Here is a 16730-nt window from a genome sequence, read left to right as displayed (position 1 = left end):
CGATGGCTTTGGAATATCGTAAAATTGTAAATAAGAATGAATTTTCAGAAAGGGGTTGGATTTATGGGTCTTATCAGAGCGGCTGTGGGTGCAGCGGGTGGTACGTTGGCGGATCAGTGGAAGGAGTTTTTTTACTGTGAGGCTATGGATAAAGAAGTGATGGTTGTGAAGGGGACGAAGAGGTCTTCTTCCAGGTCTTCCAATAAGCATGGGAGTGATAATATCATTTCCAGCGGCAGCGGGATCGCTGTGGCGGATGGTCAGTGCATGATGATCGTGGAGCAGGGAAAGGTTGTTGAGGTTTGTGCGGATCCGGGAGAGTATACGTATGATGCTTCTACGGAGCCGAGTATTTTTTCAGGTAGTCTGGGTGACGGAATCAGGAAGACCTTTGATACGATCGGGAAGAGGTTTGCTTTTGGCGGTGATACGGGTAAGGATCAGAGGGTGTATTATTTTAATACCAAGGAGCTTGTGGATAACAAGTTTGGTACTGCTAATCCGATCCCGTTCCGGGTTGTGGATTCCAGGATCGGGCTGGATGTGGATGTGGCTGTGAGGTGTCATGGTGTTTATTCCTACAGGATCGCGGATCCCCTTCTTTTTTATACGAATGTGTGTGGAAATGTGGAGCGGGAGTATACCAGAGAGGAGCTGGACGGACAGCTGAAGGCGGAGTTTATCAGTGCGCTGCAGCCTGCTTTCGGAAGGCTTTCGGAACTGGAGATGCGTCCGAATCAGATCGTGACTCATAATACGGAGCTGGAGAATGCCATGAATGAGGTGCTTTCTGCCAAGTGGGAGGAGCTTCGTGGGCTTAAGGTGGTCAGTGTGGCACTTGGTTCTGTGACATTGCCGGATGAGGATGCCGAGATGATCAAGCAGGCTCAGCGTACGGCTATGATGCGTGATCCTGCTATGGCTGCGGCTACTCTGACCGGGGCCCAGGCGGATGCTATGAAGGCTGCGGCTTCTAATTCAGCAGGGGCTATGACTGGTTTTATGGGCATGGGTATGGCTGCTAATGCAGGTGGTCTGAATGCTCAGCAGTTGTTTGAGATGGGCCAGAAGCAGCAGGCGCAGCAGCAGAGTGTACAGCAGCAGGCAGCGCAGCCGGTTTCGCCGGCAGGGAACGGAGCAGGGGCTGCGGCTGCGGCTGGTTCCTGGACCTGCAGTTGTGGTGCGGTTTCTTCGGGGAAATTCTGTCCGGAGTGTGGTGCATCGCGTCCGGTGGAGGACAGCTGGACCTGTTCCTGCGGTACGGTGAATAAAGGCAAGTTTTGTATGAACTGCGGAGCGAAGAAACCGGAGAAGAAGATGCAGTATCGCTGCAGCAGGTGCGGATGGGAACCGGCAGATCCGGAGAATCCACCGAAATTCTGCCCGGAGTGCGGTGATCCGTTCGGACCGGAGGATGCAGTATAGATCAGAAAGAGAGATGGTCAGGAGCAAAATGCAGGGTAACTCCTGCCGGTTGTTGGATACAGAATGATGAAGTGAGGTGAATATATGGCGAAGATGCAGGAGTTTAAGTGTCCGTGCTGTGGTGGCTCCATAGAGTTTGACAGTTCTGTGCAGAAGATGAAGTGTCCGTTTTGTGATACGGAGTTTGATGTTGGTACGTTATCGGAATATGCCCAGACTGTGGAGGAAGAGCAGCCTGAGGATATGAGCTGGTCGGATGAGGCCGGCAGTGAGTGGCAGGACGGGGAGAGTGAGGGGCTGCGTACCTATGTGTGCAAGTCCTGTGGCGGTGAGATCGTGGGAGATGCCAACACGGCAGCAACGGCCTGCCCGTTTTGCGGAAGTCCGGTGGTAATGACCGGGCAGCTGTCCGGTGCACTGAAGCCGGATTATGTGATCCCGTTTAAGCTGGACAAGAAAGCGGCAAAGGAGAGGCTGAAAAAGCATCTTACCGGTAAGAGGCTTTTGCCGAAAGCATTTAAGTCAGAGAATCATATCAGCGAGGTTAAGGGCATCTACGTTCCGTTTTGGCTGTATGACACAGACGCAGATGCAGATATCCGTTACCGTGCAACAAAGACCCGGTTCTGGAGCGATAGTGATTATGATTATACGGAGACCAGCTATTATGCAGTACACAGAAGTGGTTCTCTTGGTTTTGATCATGTACCGGTGGATGGCTCTGCCAGCATGGAAAATGATCTGATGGAGTCTATAGAGCCTTTTGATTTCAAAGAAGCGGTGGATTTTCAGACTGCGTATCTGGCTGGATATTTTGCAGATAAATATGATGTGACAGCGAGCGAGTGTGAGGAACGTGCCAATGAGCGTATCCGCCGCAGCACAGAGGCTGCATTCCGGGATACGGTGAGAGGATACGCCAGTGTGGCACCGGAGAATACCAGTATCCGGCTTCATAACGGGACAACGAAATATGCGTTATATCCCGTATGGATCCTGCAGACGAAGTGGAAGGGTGATAATTACATATTTGCCATGAATGGTCAGACAGGGAAATTTGTGGGAAATCTGCCTACAGACAAGAACGCTTTTGCACGATGGTTCCTGGGAACAACGGGGGTCGTGGGTGTGATCACTTATATTATCCTGTATCTGATCTGGGCTTTGTAGGGAGGTGGATGCCATGAAAAAAAGAATATCTGTATTTTTGATATCGATCCTTTTGTGTCTGGCATGTGCTTTTCCAGTATGGGCAGGCACCGTAAGCCGTCTGGATGACCAGGCGGGCCTTCTGGATGCAGAGCAGCAGGAGAGCCTGAGCAGTACTCTGGATGAGATCAGTGAGCGAGATCAGGTAGATGTTGTGGTCGTTACCGTTAACAGTCTTGAGGGAAAAACGGCCCAGGCGTATGCGGAGGATTATTTTATTGACCATGGATATGGACAGGGGGAAAATGGTGACGGTATTTTATTCCTGTTGGATATGGGAGACCGTAACTGGGCCATTGCAACACACGGATATGCGATAGAAGTGTTTACGGATGCCGGACAGTCCTACATCATGGATCAGGTGAAGCCTTATTTAAGTGACGGTGATTATAACGAAGCGTTTCATAAGTTTGCCACGGAATGCGATGATTTTATCACGCAGGCAGATGAGGCAGAGCCATACGATGTGGAAAACCTTCCAGATGAGCCTTTTGCGGTTGGGATAAACCTGCTGATCGCTCTTGCTGTGGGGCTTGTGGCAGGATTACTGGTGACCGGAAATATGAGAAGAAAGCTGAAAACTGTGCGAAAACAGGATCGGGCGGCTTCTTATGTGCGGCAGGGCAGTATGAATGTGACCAGAAGTAATGATTTTTACCTCTACAGTACGGTATCAAAATCCGCAAAACCGAAAAATGAGGATAATAACGGTGGTTCCAGCACCCATACCTCATCTTCCGGTGATACCTTCGGTGGTTCCAGCGGGAAATTCTGAGAAGATCATCAGGAAAAACAGAATATGATAAAAAAAGAAAGACTGCTGTACCGGAATGGTAGGGCAGTTTTTCTTTTTTCTGTGTGCGAAAGTATGTCTCTGTGGCGGCAGAAACAGGGAATTGCCGTTTATTTTTTGCATTCCGGAAATAACTTTATCTATTTAATAGGTTGAAATCCGTCGAAAAGTGCGTTATGATAATAACAATTATCCACACCAGTGCGTTAAAATTTTACAGCACAGGGGAAATCGGAGGAGTGAATAAAATGGAGTACAAGATTGCCCTGATTCCGGGAGACGGAATCGGTCCGGAGATTGTTGCCGAGGCCAAAAAAGTTTTAGACAGAGTATGTGAGAAATACAGTCATAAATTTTCATACACAGAGGTTCTTTTAGGAGGGGCATCCATTGATGCTCACGGAGTACCTCTTACAGAGGAAGCCATTGCCCAGGCAAAAGCTTCTGATGCAGTACTGATGGGTTCCATTGGCGGTGATGCCAAGACATCCCCGTGGTACAAGCTGGAGCCGTCCAAACGCCCGGAGGCAGGCCTTCTTGCGATACGTAAGGCGTTGAACCTGTTTGCAAACCTTCGTCCGGCTTATCTTTACAATGAGCTTCGTGATGCCTGCCCGCTCCGTGATGAGATCATCGGAGATGGTTTTGACATGATCATCGTAAGAGAGCTTACAGGAGGTCTTTATTTCGGAGCAAGAAAGACTACTGAGGAGAACGGAGTCCGCACAGCGGTAGATACTCTTTCTTATAATGAGAATGAGATCCGCCGTATTGCCATTAAGGCATTTGAGATCGCACGTAAGAGAAGAAATAAGGTTACAAGTGTAGATAAAGCCAATGTTCTTGATTCTTCCAGACTCTGGAGAAGTGTAGTGGAGGATGTGGCAAAGGATTATCCGGATGTAACACTGGAGCATATGCTGGTTGATAACTGTGCAATGCAGTTGGTACGTGATCCGAAGCAGTTTGATGTTATCCTTACAGAAAACATGTTTGGAGATATCCTCTCTGATGAGGCAAGTATGGTGACCGGTTCCATCGGAATGCTTTCCTCCGCAAGCTTAAATGAGACAAAGCTTGGTCTCTATGAGCCGAGCCATGGTTCTGCACCGGATATCGCAGGCCAGAACAAGGCAAACCCCATCGCAACCATTCTTTCCGCTGCCATGATGCTGAGATATTCTCTGGATCTTGATAAAGAAGCAGATGCTGTGGAAACAGCAGTACAGAAGGTTCTCACAGAGGGTTACAGAACAGGAGATATCATGTCTGACGGATGCAAGCTTGTCGGAACCAGAGAGATGGGCGATCTGATCGCAGATGCCATTGCATAAATAAAGCGGGACAGAAAGAAGAAAACGAAACAGAACAGAAAGAACCGGTACCTGGAAGAGGAAGTCTATAAACAGATACCGGATCCTATCGTAAAGAATAAAAAGGAGAGACCTTAAAAATGAAAAGTGATACCGTAAGAAAAGGCACACAGCAGGCACCACATCGTTCCCTGTTCAATGCCCTTGGAATGACAAAGGAAGAAATGGACAAACCACTGGTAGGAATCGTAAGCTCTTATAACGAGATCGTACCGGGACATATGAACCTTGACAAAATTGTAAATGCTGTAAAGCTCGGCGTTGCAATGGCTGGCGGCACACCGGTTGTATTTCCGGCGATCGCAGTATGTGACGGAATCGCAATGGGACACGTTGGCATGAAATATTCCCTTGTAACACGTGACCTGATCGCAGATTCCACAGAGGCCATGGCACTGGCTCATCAGTTTGATGCTCTGGTCATGGTTCCCAACTGTGACAAAAACGTACCTGGTCTTCTGATGGCAGCGGCAAGGATCAACGTTCCTACTGTATTCGTAAGCGGCGGTCCGATGCTTGCCGGCCATGTAAAAGGGCACAAAACCAGTCTTTCCAGTATGTTTGAGGCAGTAGGATCTTATGCAGCAGGAACCATCACAGCAGATGATCTGGAAGAATTCGAGAACAAAACCTGCCCGACCTGCGGATCATGTTCCGGTATGTACACTGCGAACAGCATGAACTGCCTGACAGAGGTTCTCGGTATGGGACTGAAAGGAAACGGTACCATCCCGGCAGTATACTCTGAACGTATCCGTCTTGCAAAGCATGCAGGAATGCAGGTAATGGAAATGTACAGAAGGAACATCCGCCCAAGAGACATTATGACAAAAGAGGCAGTTTTAAATGCACTTACAGTAGATATGGCACTTGGATGCTCCACAAACAGTATGCTTCATCTTCCGGCTATCGCACATGAGATCGGAATGGATTTTGATATCAGCTTTGCAAATGAGATCAGTGAGAAGACCCCGAACCTTTGCCACCTTGCACCGGCAGGCCCGACCTACATGGAAGATCTTAATGAGGCCGGTGGTGTCTATGCGGTCATGAATGAGCTGAACAAGCTGGGACTTCTCCATACAGAGTGTATGACAGTAACCGGAAAAACAGTAGGTGAGAATATCAAAAACTGTGTAAACCTGAATCCGGATGTTATCCGCCCGATCGACAATCCGTATACAAAGACAGGCGGACTTGCAGTACTGAAAGGAAACCTTGCACCGGATGGTGGTGTTGTAAAACGTTCTGCAGTTGTACCGGAGATGCTGGTACATGAAGGTCCTGCACGTGTATTTGACAGCGAGGATGACGCAATTGTTGCCATCAAGGGCGGTAAGATCGTAGAGGGAGATGTTGTGGTTATCCGCTACGAGGGACCAAAGGGTGGTCCTGGAATGCGAGAGATGCTGAATCCTACATCTGCTATTGTGGGAATGGGACTTGGTTCTTCCGTAGCCCTGATCACCGACGGACGTTTCAGTGGTGCATCCAGAGGAGCCGCTATCGGACACGTATCACCGGAGGCAGCAGTAGGCGGCCCGATCGCACTGGTTGAGGAAGGCGATATCATCAGCATCAATATTCCGGAGCTGAAACTGGAGATCAAGGTTTCAGATGAAGAGATGCAGGCTAGAAGAGAAAAATGGCAGCCAAGAGAGCCGAAGGTGACAACCGGATATCTGGCAAGATACGCTTCCATGGTAACATCCGGAAACCGTGGTGCGATCCTGGAAGTACCGAAAGCAAAATAAGGAGGAACGAAAGATATGCAGCTTACAGGTGCAGAGATCATCGTAGAATGTCTGAAGGAACAGGGCGTTGATACCGTATTTGGATATCCGGGCGGCGCGATCCTGAATGTTTACGATGCCTTATATGAATACAAAGATGAGATCACACATGTACTGACCTCTCACGAGCAGGGTGCATCCCATGCTGCTGACGGTTATGCAAGAGCGACTGGAAAGGTGGGTGTCTGCCTGGCAACCTCCGGTCCAGGAGCAACTAACCTGGTAACAGGGATAGCGACTGCATACATGGATTCCGTACCGATGGTAGCCATTACTGCAAACGTAGGAAGACCACTCCTGGGAAGAGATTCTTTCCAGGAGGTTGATATCGCAGGTATCGTAATGCCTGTAACAAAATACAGTTTCATCGTAAAGAATATCGAAGATCTTGCAGATACGTTAAGAAGAGCATTTTATATTGCAAAAAGCGGAAGACCTGGCCCGGTGCTTGTGGATGTCCCGAAGGATATCACAGGAATGAAATATGAATATGAGCCATGCCATCCGGCTACGGTTAACCGTGAGATCAAAAGTATCCGTAAAGAAGATATTGATCAGGCACTGGAAATGATCAGAGAGGCAGAGAAACCGTTTATTTTTGTTGGCGGTGGATGTGTGATCTCCGGTGCTGACCAGGAAGTACGTGAGCTGGCTCGCAGGATCCAGGCTCCTGTCTGCGATACTCTGATGGGCAAGGGTACCTTCCCGGGAGAAGATCCTCTCTATACAGGTATGGTAGGTATGCACGGAACCAAGACTTCCGATCTTGGCGTAACAGAGTGCGATCTTCTTATTGTTCTCGGTGCACGCTTCAGTGACCGTGTAACAGGAAATACCAAAACTTTTGCACATAATGCAAAAATCCTTCAGATCGATGTGGATGCTGCGGAGATCAATAAAAATATCAAAGTGGATGCCAGTGTGATCGGTGATGTGAAGGAAGTGCTGAAACGCCTTCTGGAGGAAATTCCGAAGAAAGAACATCCGGAGTGGATCGCACATATCCAGGAATTGAAATCAAAATATCCGCTGAATTATGATCACACACAGCTTACAGGTCCGTATATTATAGAGAAGCTTTATGAGTTGACCAACGGTGATGCGATCATCTCCACAGATGTTGGACAGCATCAGATGTGGGCGGCGCAGTATTATAAATACAAAGAGCCGAGAACTCTTCTTACTTCCGGCGGACTTGGAACCATGGGCTATGGCCTTGGCGCTGCAATTGGCGCGAAGATGGGCAGACCGGAAAAAACAGTTGTAAATATAGCAGGTGACGGATGCTTCCGTATGAATATGAATGAGCTGGCAACAGCTGCACGCTGTGGCAGACAGCTGATCCAGATTGTTATGAACAATCATGTACTGGGAATGGTGCGTCAGTGGCAGACGCTTTTCTATGGAAAGAGATACTCTTCCACAGTACTGGATGACGCCGTTGATTTTGTGAAATTATCAGAGGCGCTGGGTGCAAAAGCCATTCGTGTGACAAAGATGGAGGATGTGGAGCCTGCACTTAAGATGGCACTGGCAGCAGAGGGACCTGTCGTTCTGGATTGCTGGATCGATCAGGATCTGAGTGTGTTCCCGATGGTACCGGCTGGTGCGAACCTTGATGATGTATTTGACGAGGAGGATATGAAGAAACATGAGTAGAGTGTATAATTTTTCTGCCGGACCGGCAGTGCTTCCAGAGGAAGTACTCAAAGAAGTAGCGGATGAGATGATGGATTATAACGGCACAGGAATGTCTGTTATGGAAATGAGCCACAGAAGTGCAGCTTTTCAGGAGATCATTGATACTGCAGAGAAAGATCTCCGCGAGCTTATGAACATTCCGGATAACTACAAGGTACTTTTCCTTCAGGGAGGAGCATCCCAGCAGTTTGCCATGATCCCGATGAACCTCATGAAAAACAAGGTCGCAGATTATATCGTAACAGGACAGTGGGCAAAAAAAGCTTATCAGGAAGCTCAGAAATACGGAAAAGCAAACAAGATCGCATCTTCTGAAGATAAAACCTTCAGCTATATCCCGGACTGCAGTGATCTGCCGATCAGCCCGGATGCAGACTACGTATACATCTGTGAGAACAACACCATTTACGGCACAAAATTCAAAAAACTTCCAAACACAAAAGGTAAGACTCTGGTAGCAGATGTATCCTCCTGTTTCCTGTCTGAGCCGGTGGATGTAAGCAAATATGGTATTATCTATGGCGGTGTTCAGAAGAACATCGGACCGGCAGGTATGGTTATCGTGATCATCCGTGAGGATCTGATCACAGAGGATGTTCTTCCGGGAACCCCAACCATGCTTACTTATAAGACACATGCAGACGCAGGCTCTCTTTACAATACGCCGAATGCTTACTGCATCTATGTATGCGGAAAAGTATTCAAATGGCTGAAGAAGATGGGCGGTCTGGAAGTGATGAAGCAGCGCAATGAGGAAAAAGCCAAAATCCTTTATGATTACCTGGATTCCAGCAAGCTGTTCAAAGGAACTGTAGTTCCGGAAGACAGATCCCTTATGAATGTACCGTTCGTAACCGGTGACAAGGAAATGGATGCCAAGTTTGTTAAAGAGGCAACTGAAGCAGGACTTGTAAACCTGAAAGGACACCGTACTGTTGGCGGAATGCGTGCCAGCATCTACAATGCCATGCCAAAGGCCGGCGTAGAGGCACTGGTTGCATTCATGAAAAAATTCGAGGAGGAGAATGCATAATGTTCCAGTATCATTGCCTGAATCCGATCGCTGAAAAAGGTCTGAAACTTTTTGGCGATAATTATAAAAAAACAGAGACAGCTGACCAGTGTGACGCAATCCTTGTAAGAAGTGCAAAAATGCACGACATGGAGCTGCCGAAGAGCGTTTGCGCAGTTGCACGTGCAGGTGCAGGCGTCAATAATATTCCGGTTAAGGAGTATGCAGAGAAGGGTGTTGTTGTATTCAACACGCCTGGAGCCAATGCAAACGGCGTAAAAGAGCTGGTACTTGCAGGTATGCTCCTTGCATCCAGAGATATCGTAGGAGGTATCGAGTGGGTTGCACAGGAGAAAGATAAAGAGCACATCGGCAAGCTTGCCGAGAAGCAGAAAAAACAGTTCGCAGGATGCGAGATCAGCGGCAAAAAGCTTGGTATCATCGGTCTTGGAGCCATTGGAGCCATGGTGGCAAACGCAGCATGCGGTCTTGGCATGGAAGTATATGGCTATGACCCATATCTTTCTATTGATGCGGCATGGAACCTGTCCAGAACCATCAAGCACAGCAAGAGCCTGGATGAGATCTACAGCCAGTGCGATTATATCACCATTCATGTGCCGCTTCTTGACAGCACTAAGAAGATGATCAACAAAGAAGCTTTCGATAAGATGAAGGACGGCGTAGTTCTTCTGAATTTTGCAAGAGATCTTCTTGTTGATGAGGATGCGCTGATCGAGGCTGTTGAGAGTGGCAAGGTTAAGAAGTATGTAACTGACTTTGCAAATGAGACAGTTGCAGGACGCGAGGGTATTCTGGTAACTCCGCATCTTGGTGCGTCTACAGAGGAATCTGAAGAAAACTGTGCAGAGATGGCTGTAAAGGAGATCCGCGATTACCTTGAGAATGGTAATATCAAAAATTCAGTTAATTATCCGAACTGTGATATGCGTACCTGTGTGGCTGTTGGAAGAATCTCTCTTGCGCACAGCAACACACCGAATATGATCAGTCAGGTTACCAAGATCCTTGGATCTGAGGGACTGAATATTGCGGATATGACGAATAAGAGTAAAGGGGAGTTTGCTTATACTCTTATTGATCTTGAGAGTGCGGCATCTGCTAAGGCGTTGGATGAACTCAAGGAGATTGAGGGAATGTACAGGGTGCGTGTTGTTAAGTAAAGGAACAAGAGGTTAGAAATACTTTTTTTTAAATACTGTGTGGCGTTTGCTTTTTTGGCGAATGGTGCACAGTATTTTTTTTGAGGAAAAAAGGAAAACCGCAAAGGGGCCGCAAAGCCGCGGCCCCTCTGCACACCCCTCGGGCTTTTTTTAGGAGTGCTTGGTTGTGGAGGACGGGAGTTTGGTTGACTTGTGTCTGTATGCGACGGTGCTGGGAACGAAAGGTTGAGCCGATGGAGGAGAACGGCCTGACGGGGTTGTTGAGAGTGAAAAAGTCTTGAGGCCGTTATAGGTATGTGACGGTATTGGATGTGGAAGGTTGAGCCGAGAGTGAGGGTGGGAGGGCGTTGGTAGGTCTCGATGTGCGGGGCACATCTGCGGATTTTTTGGAATAATATAGAAGTGAATTTGAGCGGTAAATATATCAAATGCAGATATATCAAATGATCAAATTCAAATATATCAAATGATCAAATGTAAATATATCAAATTCAAATATATCAAATGATCAAATGTAAATATATCAAATGCAAATATATCAAATGCAAATATATCAAATGCAAATATATCAAATGCAAATATATCAAATGCAAATATATTAAATGCAAATATATTAAATGTAAATATATCAAATACAAATATAATGTGCAAATATAATATGCGTAATGATATTGGTTGTAAATTTTTATACGATAAGATATTAATAAAAATATATGATATAATAGGGAAAATATGAAGAATACACAACAATTGGCGGATAGGCGCGAAGCGTCGTTTCTGCGGTACGTGCCCGGAAAGAGGGGGTGCAGGGGGAGAAAAACGGGCTTCGTAACTTTGAGTGCTTTCTCCCCCTGCGGTGTTTTCTCAGCTTTTCAAAGCCAATAAACAAAAAAATAATTCAATAAAAGAAAAACATACACTACTTGCGGGATGCAATGAAGTCAAGAACTTCATCTCTTTCAGGCATTACGCGGAGTGCTCCCTTCTTTGTGGTGATGAGAGAAGCTGCTGCATTTGCAAAAGTAAGCAGCTCTGCGAGATTTTCGTCAGTGAGATCCTCAAGACCGTGTTCCAGCACATAATTCAGGGTGCTTGCACAGAAGGTGTCTCCTGCACCGGTGGTTTCAATGGTTTTTTCCTGAAGGAAAGGAGCAGCCTCGACCTTCCGTCCGCGATAATAAGCGCGGCTTCCGTCTTTTCCCATTGTGATCAGCACAAGCGGGATATGATATTTTTCTTCGATAAGGGCAGCACCCTTATCATAATCTGTTGTGTCAAAAAGAAATTCCACTTCATTATCAGAAATCTTCAGTACATCACAGCGTTCCATGCCGTATTCGATCTCTTTGCGGGCATCGTTCAGATCCTTCCAGAGTGGAGGGCGTAAGTTCGGGTCAAAGGTGATGATGCATCCGGCTTCTTTTGCCACGTCAAGAGCATAGCGGGTTGCTTCACGGACACCCTCATGTGTGGAAGAAAGCGTGCCGAAATGGAAGATCCTGGAATTGCGGATCAGATCGGCATCTACCTCATCCTTTGTCAGCATCATATCTGCACCTGGATTACGGTAGAAAGAAAAATCACGGTCTCCGTCCGGGTAAGTATGTACAAAAGCAAGGGTAGTGTGAATTTCATCGTCCATGACAAGATTTCTGGTATCAATGCCGCATTCTTCTACGGCAGCCTTCAGCTGCTTGCCGAACATGTCGTTTCCGACCTTTCCGATAAATGCAGTTTTTTTGCCAAGACGGTTCAGCATGGCAAGAACGTTACAGGGAGCTCCGCCCGGGTTTGCCTCGAAAGTAGGGTTTCCTTGGGAACTGTCACCGTTTTCTGTGAAGTCGATCAGAAGCTCGCCGAGAGCTGTTACATCATACTGTCTGTTTTCCATTGATGATTCCTCCTGATAAGTTATTTGTTTCATATTCTGCTTCATATTATAATCGTTACACATGATTTTGGGAAGAACCAAATCGAATTATTTTCTGTTCTGTTACCGGTTACTTGTGGTGCTTTTTGCGAAGATTAGAACTGTTATCTTTATTTTTCTGTAAAATGGTGGTAAACTTAGTCTATAAAACAACAAATATGATGGAGGAGACGATTATGGCTGATAAAGCGTATGAATATATGGATTGGCCCCGGATCGAGGCGATCGTTTATGGGGAGGAGGCATCACCTCGTGATGTGATGCAGCCAAGGGTAACAGAGGATGGCGTTCTGATCCAGGGATTTTTTCCGGGAGCGGATGCTGCAGAGGTTGTTGTAGGGGAAAAGAGTTATCCGATGATCCTGGAAGATGAGGCTGGTTATTATGCTGTAATGCTTCCACTGAAAAGGATTCCGGAATATCGTTTCCGTGTGATAAGAGGAAGCAGGAAAGAGACTTTTTACGATGCGTATGAATGTCCATGCCAGATCACGAAAGAGGAGGAACGAGCTTTTTGTGCCGGTGTTTATTACAAGGCATATGAGAAGCTGGGAGCGCATCCTGGGACCTGTGGCGAGGTAGAAGGAACATATTTTGCTGTCTGGGCACCCAATGCAATCCGTGTCAGTGTGGTCGGTGATTTTGACAGGTGGGATGGAAGGCGTCTTCCGATGCATCGGATGCCAATGTCCGGAATTTTTGAGATTTTTGTTCCAGGTGTACAGGCAGGGGCCTCTTACCAGTATGAGATCAAGATCAAAGGCGGCAATGTACAGCGGAAGTCTGATCCTTACGGAAATGGAACCCAGGGAGCGCCGTCTGTGATTTCTGTTGTAACAGAGCTGGGGGAGTTTTTATGGCAGGATGAAGCGTGGATGAAGGAACGTGAAAGGTTTGCCAGCCGTGAAGTTCCGGTTTCCATTTATGAAACGGATGTAACAGAGTGGAAAAACAGTGGTGAATTGGTGGAGTTTCTGAAGGAAACCGGTTATACGCATGTAGAATTTCATCCGGTGATGGAGTATCTTGACCGAAGTTCAGGAGGATATTCTACGTCTGCGTATTATGCTGTGACTACCCGTTTTGGGACTGCGGCAGATTTCCGGACACTGGTAGAGGATCTTCATCAGGCAGGGATTGGCGTGATCCTGGACTGGACACCGGCTCAGTTTCCGCGGTTTGATGCAGGGCTTGAGAAATTTGACGGAACTCCTCTTTATGAAGTACAGGATCCGGCTATGGCCGTTCATCCGATGTGGGGCACCATGCTTTATAATTACGGAAGTCCTATGGTCAAAGATTTTCTTATTTCCAATGCGTTTTTCTGGCTGGATGAATTTCATGTGGACGGATTTCGGATGGATGATGTAGATGCGATGCTGTATCTGGATTTTGGAAGAGAGGCGGGACAGTGGACGGCTAATCTTTATAGTTCCAATGAGAACCTTCAGGCAATGGAGTTTCTGAAGCATCTGAATTCTATTGTGAAGAAGCAGTATCCGGGGATTCTTCTGATCGCACAGGAGGATGGTTTATGGCCGCAGCTTACAGACAGTGTGGAGAATGATCATCTGGGGTTTGACTATAAATGGAGTGGTGGCTGGACAAAGGATCTTCTTTCTTACCTGGAAGCAGAGCCTTTGGACAGACGAAATTATTATGATCAGCTGACGCTTTCCATGATGTATGCATATAGTGAGCATTATGTACTGACTCTGGGGAAGAGAGATGTGGGTACGTTAAAAGAGTTTCTGGAGAAGCTTCCGGGATCTTCAAGGCAGAAGGATGCTCAGCTGCGTGCTGCGTATGGCTATCTGATGCTTCATCCGGGTGTGAAGATGACAGCGCCGGATGGGGATGTGGGGCCGGAAATGAGGGCGTATCTGCATGATCTGAATGAACTTTACAGGAATCATCCGGCGTTGTATGCAATGGATGGTAATTCGGATGGGTTTGAGTGGATCCAGTTTACCAGCTATGATGAGAATGTGGTTGCGTTTCTTCGTAAGACGGAAAAGCAGGAAGAAACGATTCTTGCGGTGTGTAATTTTTCACCGGTATCTTATGACAGTTACCGGGTTGGTGTGCCTTTTGCGGGGAAATATAAGGAAATTTTCAACAGTGACAGTGAAAAGTTTGGCGGACAGGGTGTGGTGAACGCACGTGCGAAAGCGGCTATTCATATGGAGTGTGATAACAGGGAGTTTTCTTTGAAGCTGAAGCTTCCGGCTTATGGTGTGGCGGTATTTGGGTGTACACCGGAGAAGGTGGATGTGAAGAAAAGCTCTGTAAAGAAAGGAAATGTGAAAAAGACTGCGGGGAAAAGCAGGGGAAAGCGTATGGATAAGGCGAAAATGAAGGTGGTTGAAAAATCTGTGGCTGTAAAGGATGCGGTAAAGGTTGTGAAACGGGTGGCTTCTCGCAGGAAGGGGGCTTCCGGGGATGAGTGATGGTTTGTGAATTAAATGGGAATATGGTTTGGGGGGGATTGGAGGGTAAGGATTTGAGTGGATTGTAGGAAAAAGTGCTTGCATTTTTTGTAAAATACGGTATAATATCAGTTGTGTTTAGCACAAGCTGGAATAGCTCAGTCGGTAGAGCACTTCACTCGTAATGAAGGGGTCGTGAGTTCGAGTCTCATTTCCAGCTTATATATGACTGATGGGAGTCCGGTGTCTTTGGAATATGAAGATGCCGGGCTTTTTTTGGGTGTGTATGGATGTGGTTGAGGGACGTCAGAGGAAGGTGGTATCGCTCGGTGGATGCAGTCGGGGATGCTTTTGAGGTTTTGTGAGAAGGATGGAGAGGGACGCCAGAGGAAGGTGATATCGCTCCGGGGGTGGATGCAAGCGGGGATGTTTTTGAGGTTTTGAGAGGTGGATATGGTTGAGGGACGCCAGGGGAAGAAGGCATCGCTCCGGGAGTGGATGCAGTCGTGGATGTTTTTGAGGTTTTGAGAGGTGGATGTGGTTGAGGGACGCCAGAGGAAGGTGGCATCGCTCCGGGCAGGGACTCCGTCGGGGGATACTACTAGGACTCCGTGAGACGGCTAAAAGCATTGCGGCAGGGCCAGAACTCGCCTGCGGCTCAGACAGCAGACCCTGCCGCAATAACGCCGTCTCCCGCAGCCCAAGTAGTAATCACCCCTCCTCCGCAGCAGCCCGGCCCGATGCCACCTTCCTCTGGCTGACGCTTCCAACCGACAGGAAAAAACATGCGGGGGATGGAAGCGGACTGGGCGTCCTGTCCTGAAATGTCAGACTGGTACAGGATATTCCTATAAGTATCGAAGAATACAGGGACCAGATCGGCACAGCGTACCACCATAAGTACCGAAGAATACAGAAACCAGATCGGCACAACGTTCCATTTTGAGTACCGCAGCATACAGACAAAAGTCAACAACGTAGCACACACAACAACGAAGAATTACTTCCGTGCCCAAGAGGGTGGGGGTGCAGGGGGAGGGCCTTCGGGCTACGGAACTCTGAGATGGCCTTCCCCCTGCATTTCCCGCATTGAAAATGCGACCGGCGTAGCGCCATCCAGCGAAGAGTCTTATTAAAAAACAACACATATAAAATAATAAACAGGAAGATAATAGCATAATGGATGAATGATAGCAGAAAAGAAATTGTCCTATAAAGATAAACTTCCAGGAAAATCTAAAAAAATTGAAATTTATGGTTGACAAGCATAACTCCCAGTGGTATTATAACTGAGCTGTTGCAAATAATTGTTTTCAAAAAATAAACAATTAAAAAGAATTTCAGAAAAATAAAATTCACAGTTGATAAAAGACAGAAGATATGATAAAGTATTCAAGTCGTCAACGAAGCGACAACAAGATCTTAATTCAAAAATGTTTGAAAAAACTTAAAAAAGTGCTTGACAAACAAAAAGAGATGAGATAAAATAAACGAGCTGTCTGAGAGACAGACACAACAAACCTTGATAACTAAACAGTGAAACACATACGATTCTCGAAAATTTCTTTACATTTAAAGAACGGTTTAAACAAACCAAAAGCAGTAAAAACGAGAGATAGCCAAACGGTTGTCTTGAGTAAACGAATCAAACATTTTATCAGAGAGTTTGATCCTGGCTCAGGATGAACGCTGGCGGCGTGCTTAACACATGCAAGTCGAACGGGAAACCTTTTATTGAAGCTTCGGCAGATTTAGATTGTTTCTAGTGGCGGACGGGTGAGTAACGCGTGGGTAACCTGCCTTATACAGGGGGATAACAGTCAGAAATGACTGCTAATACCGCATAAGCGCACAGAGCTGCATGGCTCGGTGTGAAAAACT

At 47.0% G+C, this 16730-nt stretch carries 11 protein-coding genes, 1 tRNA gene and 1 rRNA gene; 12 read left to right on the top strand and 1 reads right to left on the bottom strand.

All coding sequences use genetic code 11. The features are described from left to right. The first annotated feature begins 63 nt into the window (after positions 1 to 63). The 9 genes from EAI83_RS03920 (at position 64) to EAI83_RS17995 (ending at position 11226) form a co-directional block, all read left to right on the top strand. Positions 64 to 1425 (top strand): SPFH domain-containing protein, encoded by a 1362-nt coding sequence (locus EAI83_RS03920; protein ID WP_129974640.1) that lies wholly within the window; start codon positions 64 to 66, stop codon positions 1423 to 1425. An 84-nt stretch (positions 1426 to 1509) separates the two neighbouring features. Further along, a complete protein-coding gene (locus EAI83_RS03915; RefSeq protein WP_118608317.1) occupies positions 1510 to 2595 on the top strand; it encodes a hypothetical protein in 1086 nt (361 codons plus the stop codon). A gap of 13 nt (positions 2596 to 2608) precedes the next feature. Continuing rightward, positions 2609 to 3409, top strand: a complete 801-nt coding sequence (locus EAI83_RS03910) for a TPM domain-containing protein (protein ID WP_021651410.1) — start codon at positions 2609 to 2611, stop codon at positions 3407 to 3409. A 266-nt stretch (positions 3410 to 3675) separates the two neighbouring features. Beyond that, positions 3676 to 4761, top strand: a complete 1086-nt coding sequence (leuB, locus tag EAI83_RS03905; RefSeq protein WP_044961505.1) for a 3-isopropylmalate dehydrogenase — start codon at positions 3676 to 3678, stop codon at positions 4759 to 4761. 119 nt (positions 4762 to 4880) lie between these two features. Further along, on the top strand, positions 4881 to 6554 hold the full coding sequence (gene ilvD / locus EAI83_RS03900; protein ID WP_015527149.1) for a dihydroxy-acid dehydratase: 1674 nt from the start codon (positions 4881 to 4883) through the stop codon (positions 6552 to 6554). Positions 6555 to 6569: 15 nt separating this feature from the next. After that, a complete protein-coding gene (gene ilvB, locus EAI83_RS03895; RefSeq protein WP_015527148.1) occupies positions 6570 to 8252 on the top strand; it encodes a biosynthetic-type acetolactate synthase large subunit in 1683 nt (560 codons plus the stop codon). Then, positions 8245 to 9327, top strand: coding sequence for a 3-phosphoserine/phosphohydroxythreonine transaminase (serC, locus tag EAI83_RS03890; RefSeq protein ID WP_015527147.1), 1083 nt, complete (start codon positions 8245 to 8247; stop codon positions 9325 to 9327). Before ilvB ends, serC begins: the two co-directional genes overlap by 8 nt. Next, positions 9327 to 10490, top strand: a complete 1164-nt coding sequence (locus tag EAI83_RS03885) for a phosphoglycerate dehydrogenase (protein ID WP_129974639.1) — start codon at positions 9327 to 9329, stop codon at positions 10488 to 10490. Before serC ends, EAI83_RS03885 begins: the two co-directional genes overlap by 1 nt. 520 nt (positions 10491 to 11010) lie before the next feature. After that, complete coding sequence (locus EAI83_RS17995) at positions 11011 to 11226, top strand: pentapeptide repeat-containing protein (RefSeq protein ID WP_129974676.1); 216 nt, start codon at positions 11011 to 11013, stop codon at positions 11224 to 11226. Between the two features lie 183 nt (positions 11227 to 11409). Here EAI83_RS17995 and EAI83_RS03875 read toward each other — a convergent pair whose 3' ends face one another. After that, complete coding sequence (locus EAI83_RS03875; RefSeq protein WP_022427213.1) at positions 11410 to 12381, bottom strand: carbohydrate kinase family protein; 972 nt, start codon at positions 12379 to 12381, stop codon at positions 11410 to 11412. 215 nt (positions 12382 to 12596) lie between these two features. On the opposite strand from EAI83_RS03875, the gene glgB reads away from it, so the two are divergent. From glgB to EAI83_RS03860, 3 genes are all read left to right on the top strand, one after another. Continuing rightward, positions 12597 to 14870 carry a 1,4-alpha-glucan branching enzyme gene (glgB, locus tag EAI83_RS03870; RefSeq protein ID WP_129974638.1) on the top strand — a complete coding sequence of 758 codons (2274 nt, stop codon included), beginning with the start codon at positions 12597 to 12599 and terminating at the stop codon, positions 14868 to 14870. A 126-nt stretch (positions 14871 to 14996) separates the two neighbouring features. Then, a tRNA-Thr gene (locus EAI83_RS03865) sits at positions 14997 to 15069 on the top strand. A gap of 1434 nt (positions 15070 to 16503) precedes the next feature. Beyond that, positions 16504 to 16730: ribosomal RNA gene (locus tag EAI83_RS03860) — 16S ribosomal RNA — on the top strand; the annotation flags it as partial.

Source organism: Blautia sp. aa_0143 (genome assembly GCF_004167315.1).
In the GTDB taxonomy this organism is placed as follows: domain Bacteria; phylum Bacillota; class Clostridia; order Lachnospirales; family Lachnospiraceae; genus Blautia_A; species Blautia_A fusiformis.
This window is presented reverse-complemented; position numbering and strand designations above follow the sequence as displayed.

What these genes read in the sequence shown, in the direction of transcription:
- serC (WP_015527147.1), top strand. Translation starts at nt 8,245, where the DNA reads ATGAGTAGAGTGTATAATTTTTCTGCCGGACCGGCAGTGCTTCCAGAG.
- leuB (WP_044961505.1), top strand. Translation starts at nt 3,676, where the DNA reads ATGGAGTACAAGATTGCCCTGATTCCGGGAGACGGAATCGGTCCGGAG.
- EAI83_RS03885 (WP_129974639.1), top strand. Translation starts at nt 9,327, where the DNA reads ATGTTCCAGTATCATTGCCTGAATCCGATCGCTGAAAAAGGTCTGAAA.
- EAI83_RS03915 (WP_118608317.1), top strand. Translation starts at nt 1,510, where the DNA reads ATGGCGAAGATGCAGGAGTTTAAGTGTCCGTGCTGTGGTGGCTCCATA.
- EAI83_RS03920 (WP_129974640.1), top strand. Translation starts at nt 64, where the DNA reads ATGGGTCTTATCAGAGCGGCTGTGGGTGCAGCGGGTGGTACGTTGGCG.
- ilvB (WP_015527148.1), top strand. Translation starts at nt 6,570, where the DNA reads ATGCAGCTTACAGGTGCAGAGATCATCGTAGAATGTCTGAAGGAACAG.
- glgB (WP_129974638.1), top strand. Translation starts at nt 12,597, where the DNA reads ATGGCTGATAAAGCGTATGAATATATGGATTGGCCCCGGATCGAGGCG.
- EAI83_RS03910 (WP_021651410.1), top strand. Translation starts at nt 2,609, where the DNA reads ATGAAAAAAAGAATATCTGTATTTTTGATATCGATCCTTTTGTGTCTG.
- ilvD (WP_015527149.1), top strand. Translation starts at nt 4,881, where the DNA reads ATGAAAAGTGATACCGTAAGAAAAGGCACACAGCAGGCACCACATCGT.
- EAI83_RS03875 (WP_022427213.1), bottom strand. Translation starts at nt 12,381, where the DNA reads ATGGAAAACAGACAGTATGATGTAACAGCTCTCGGCGAGCTTCTGATC.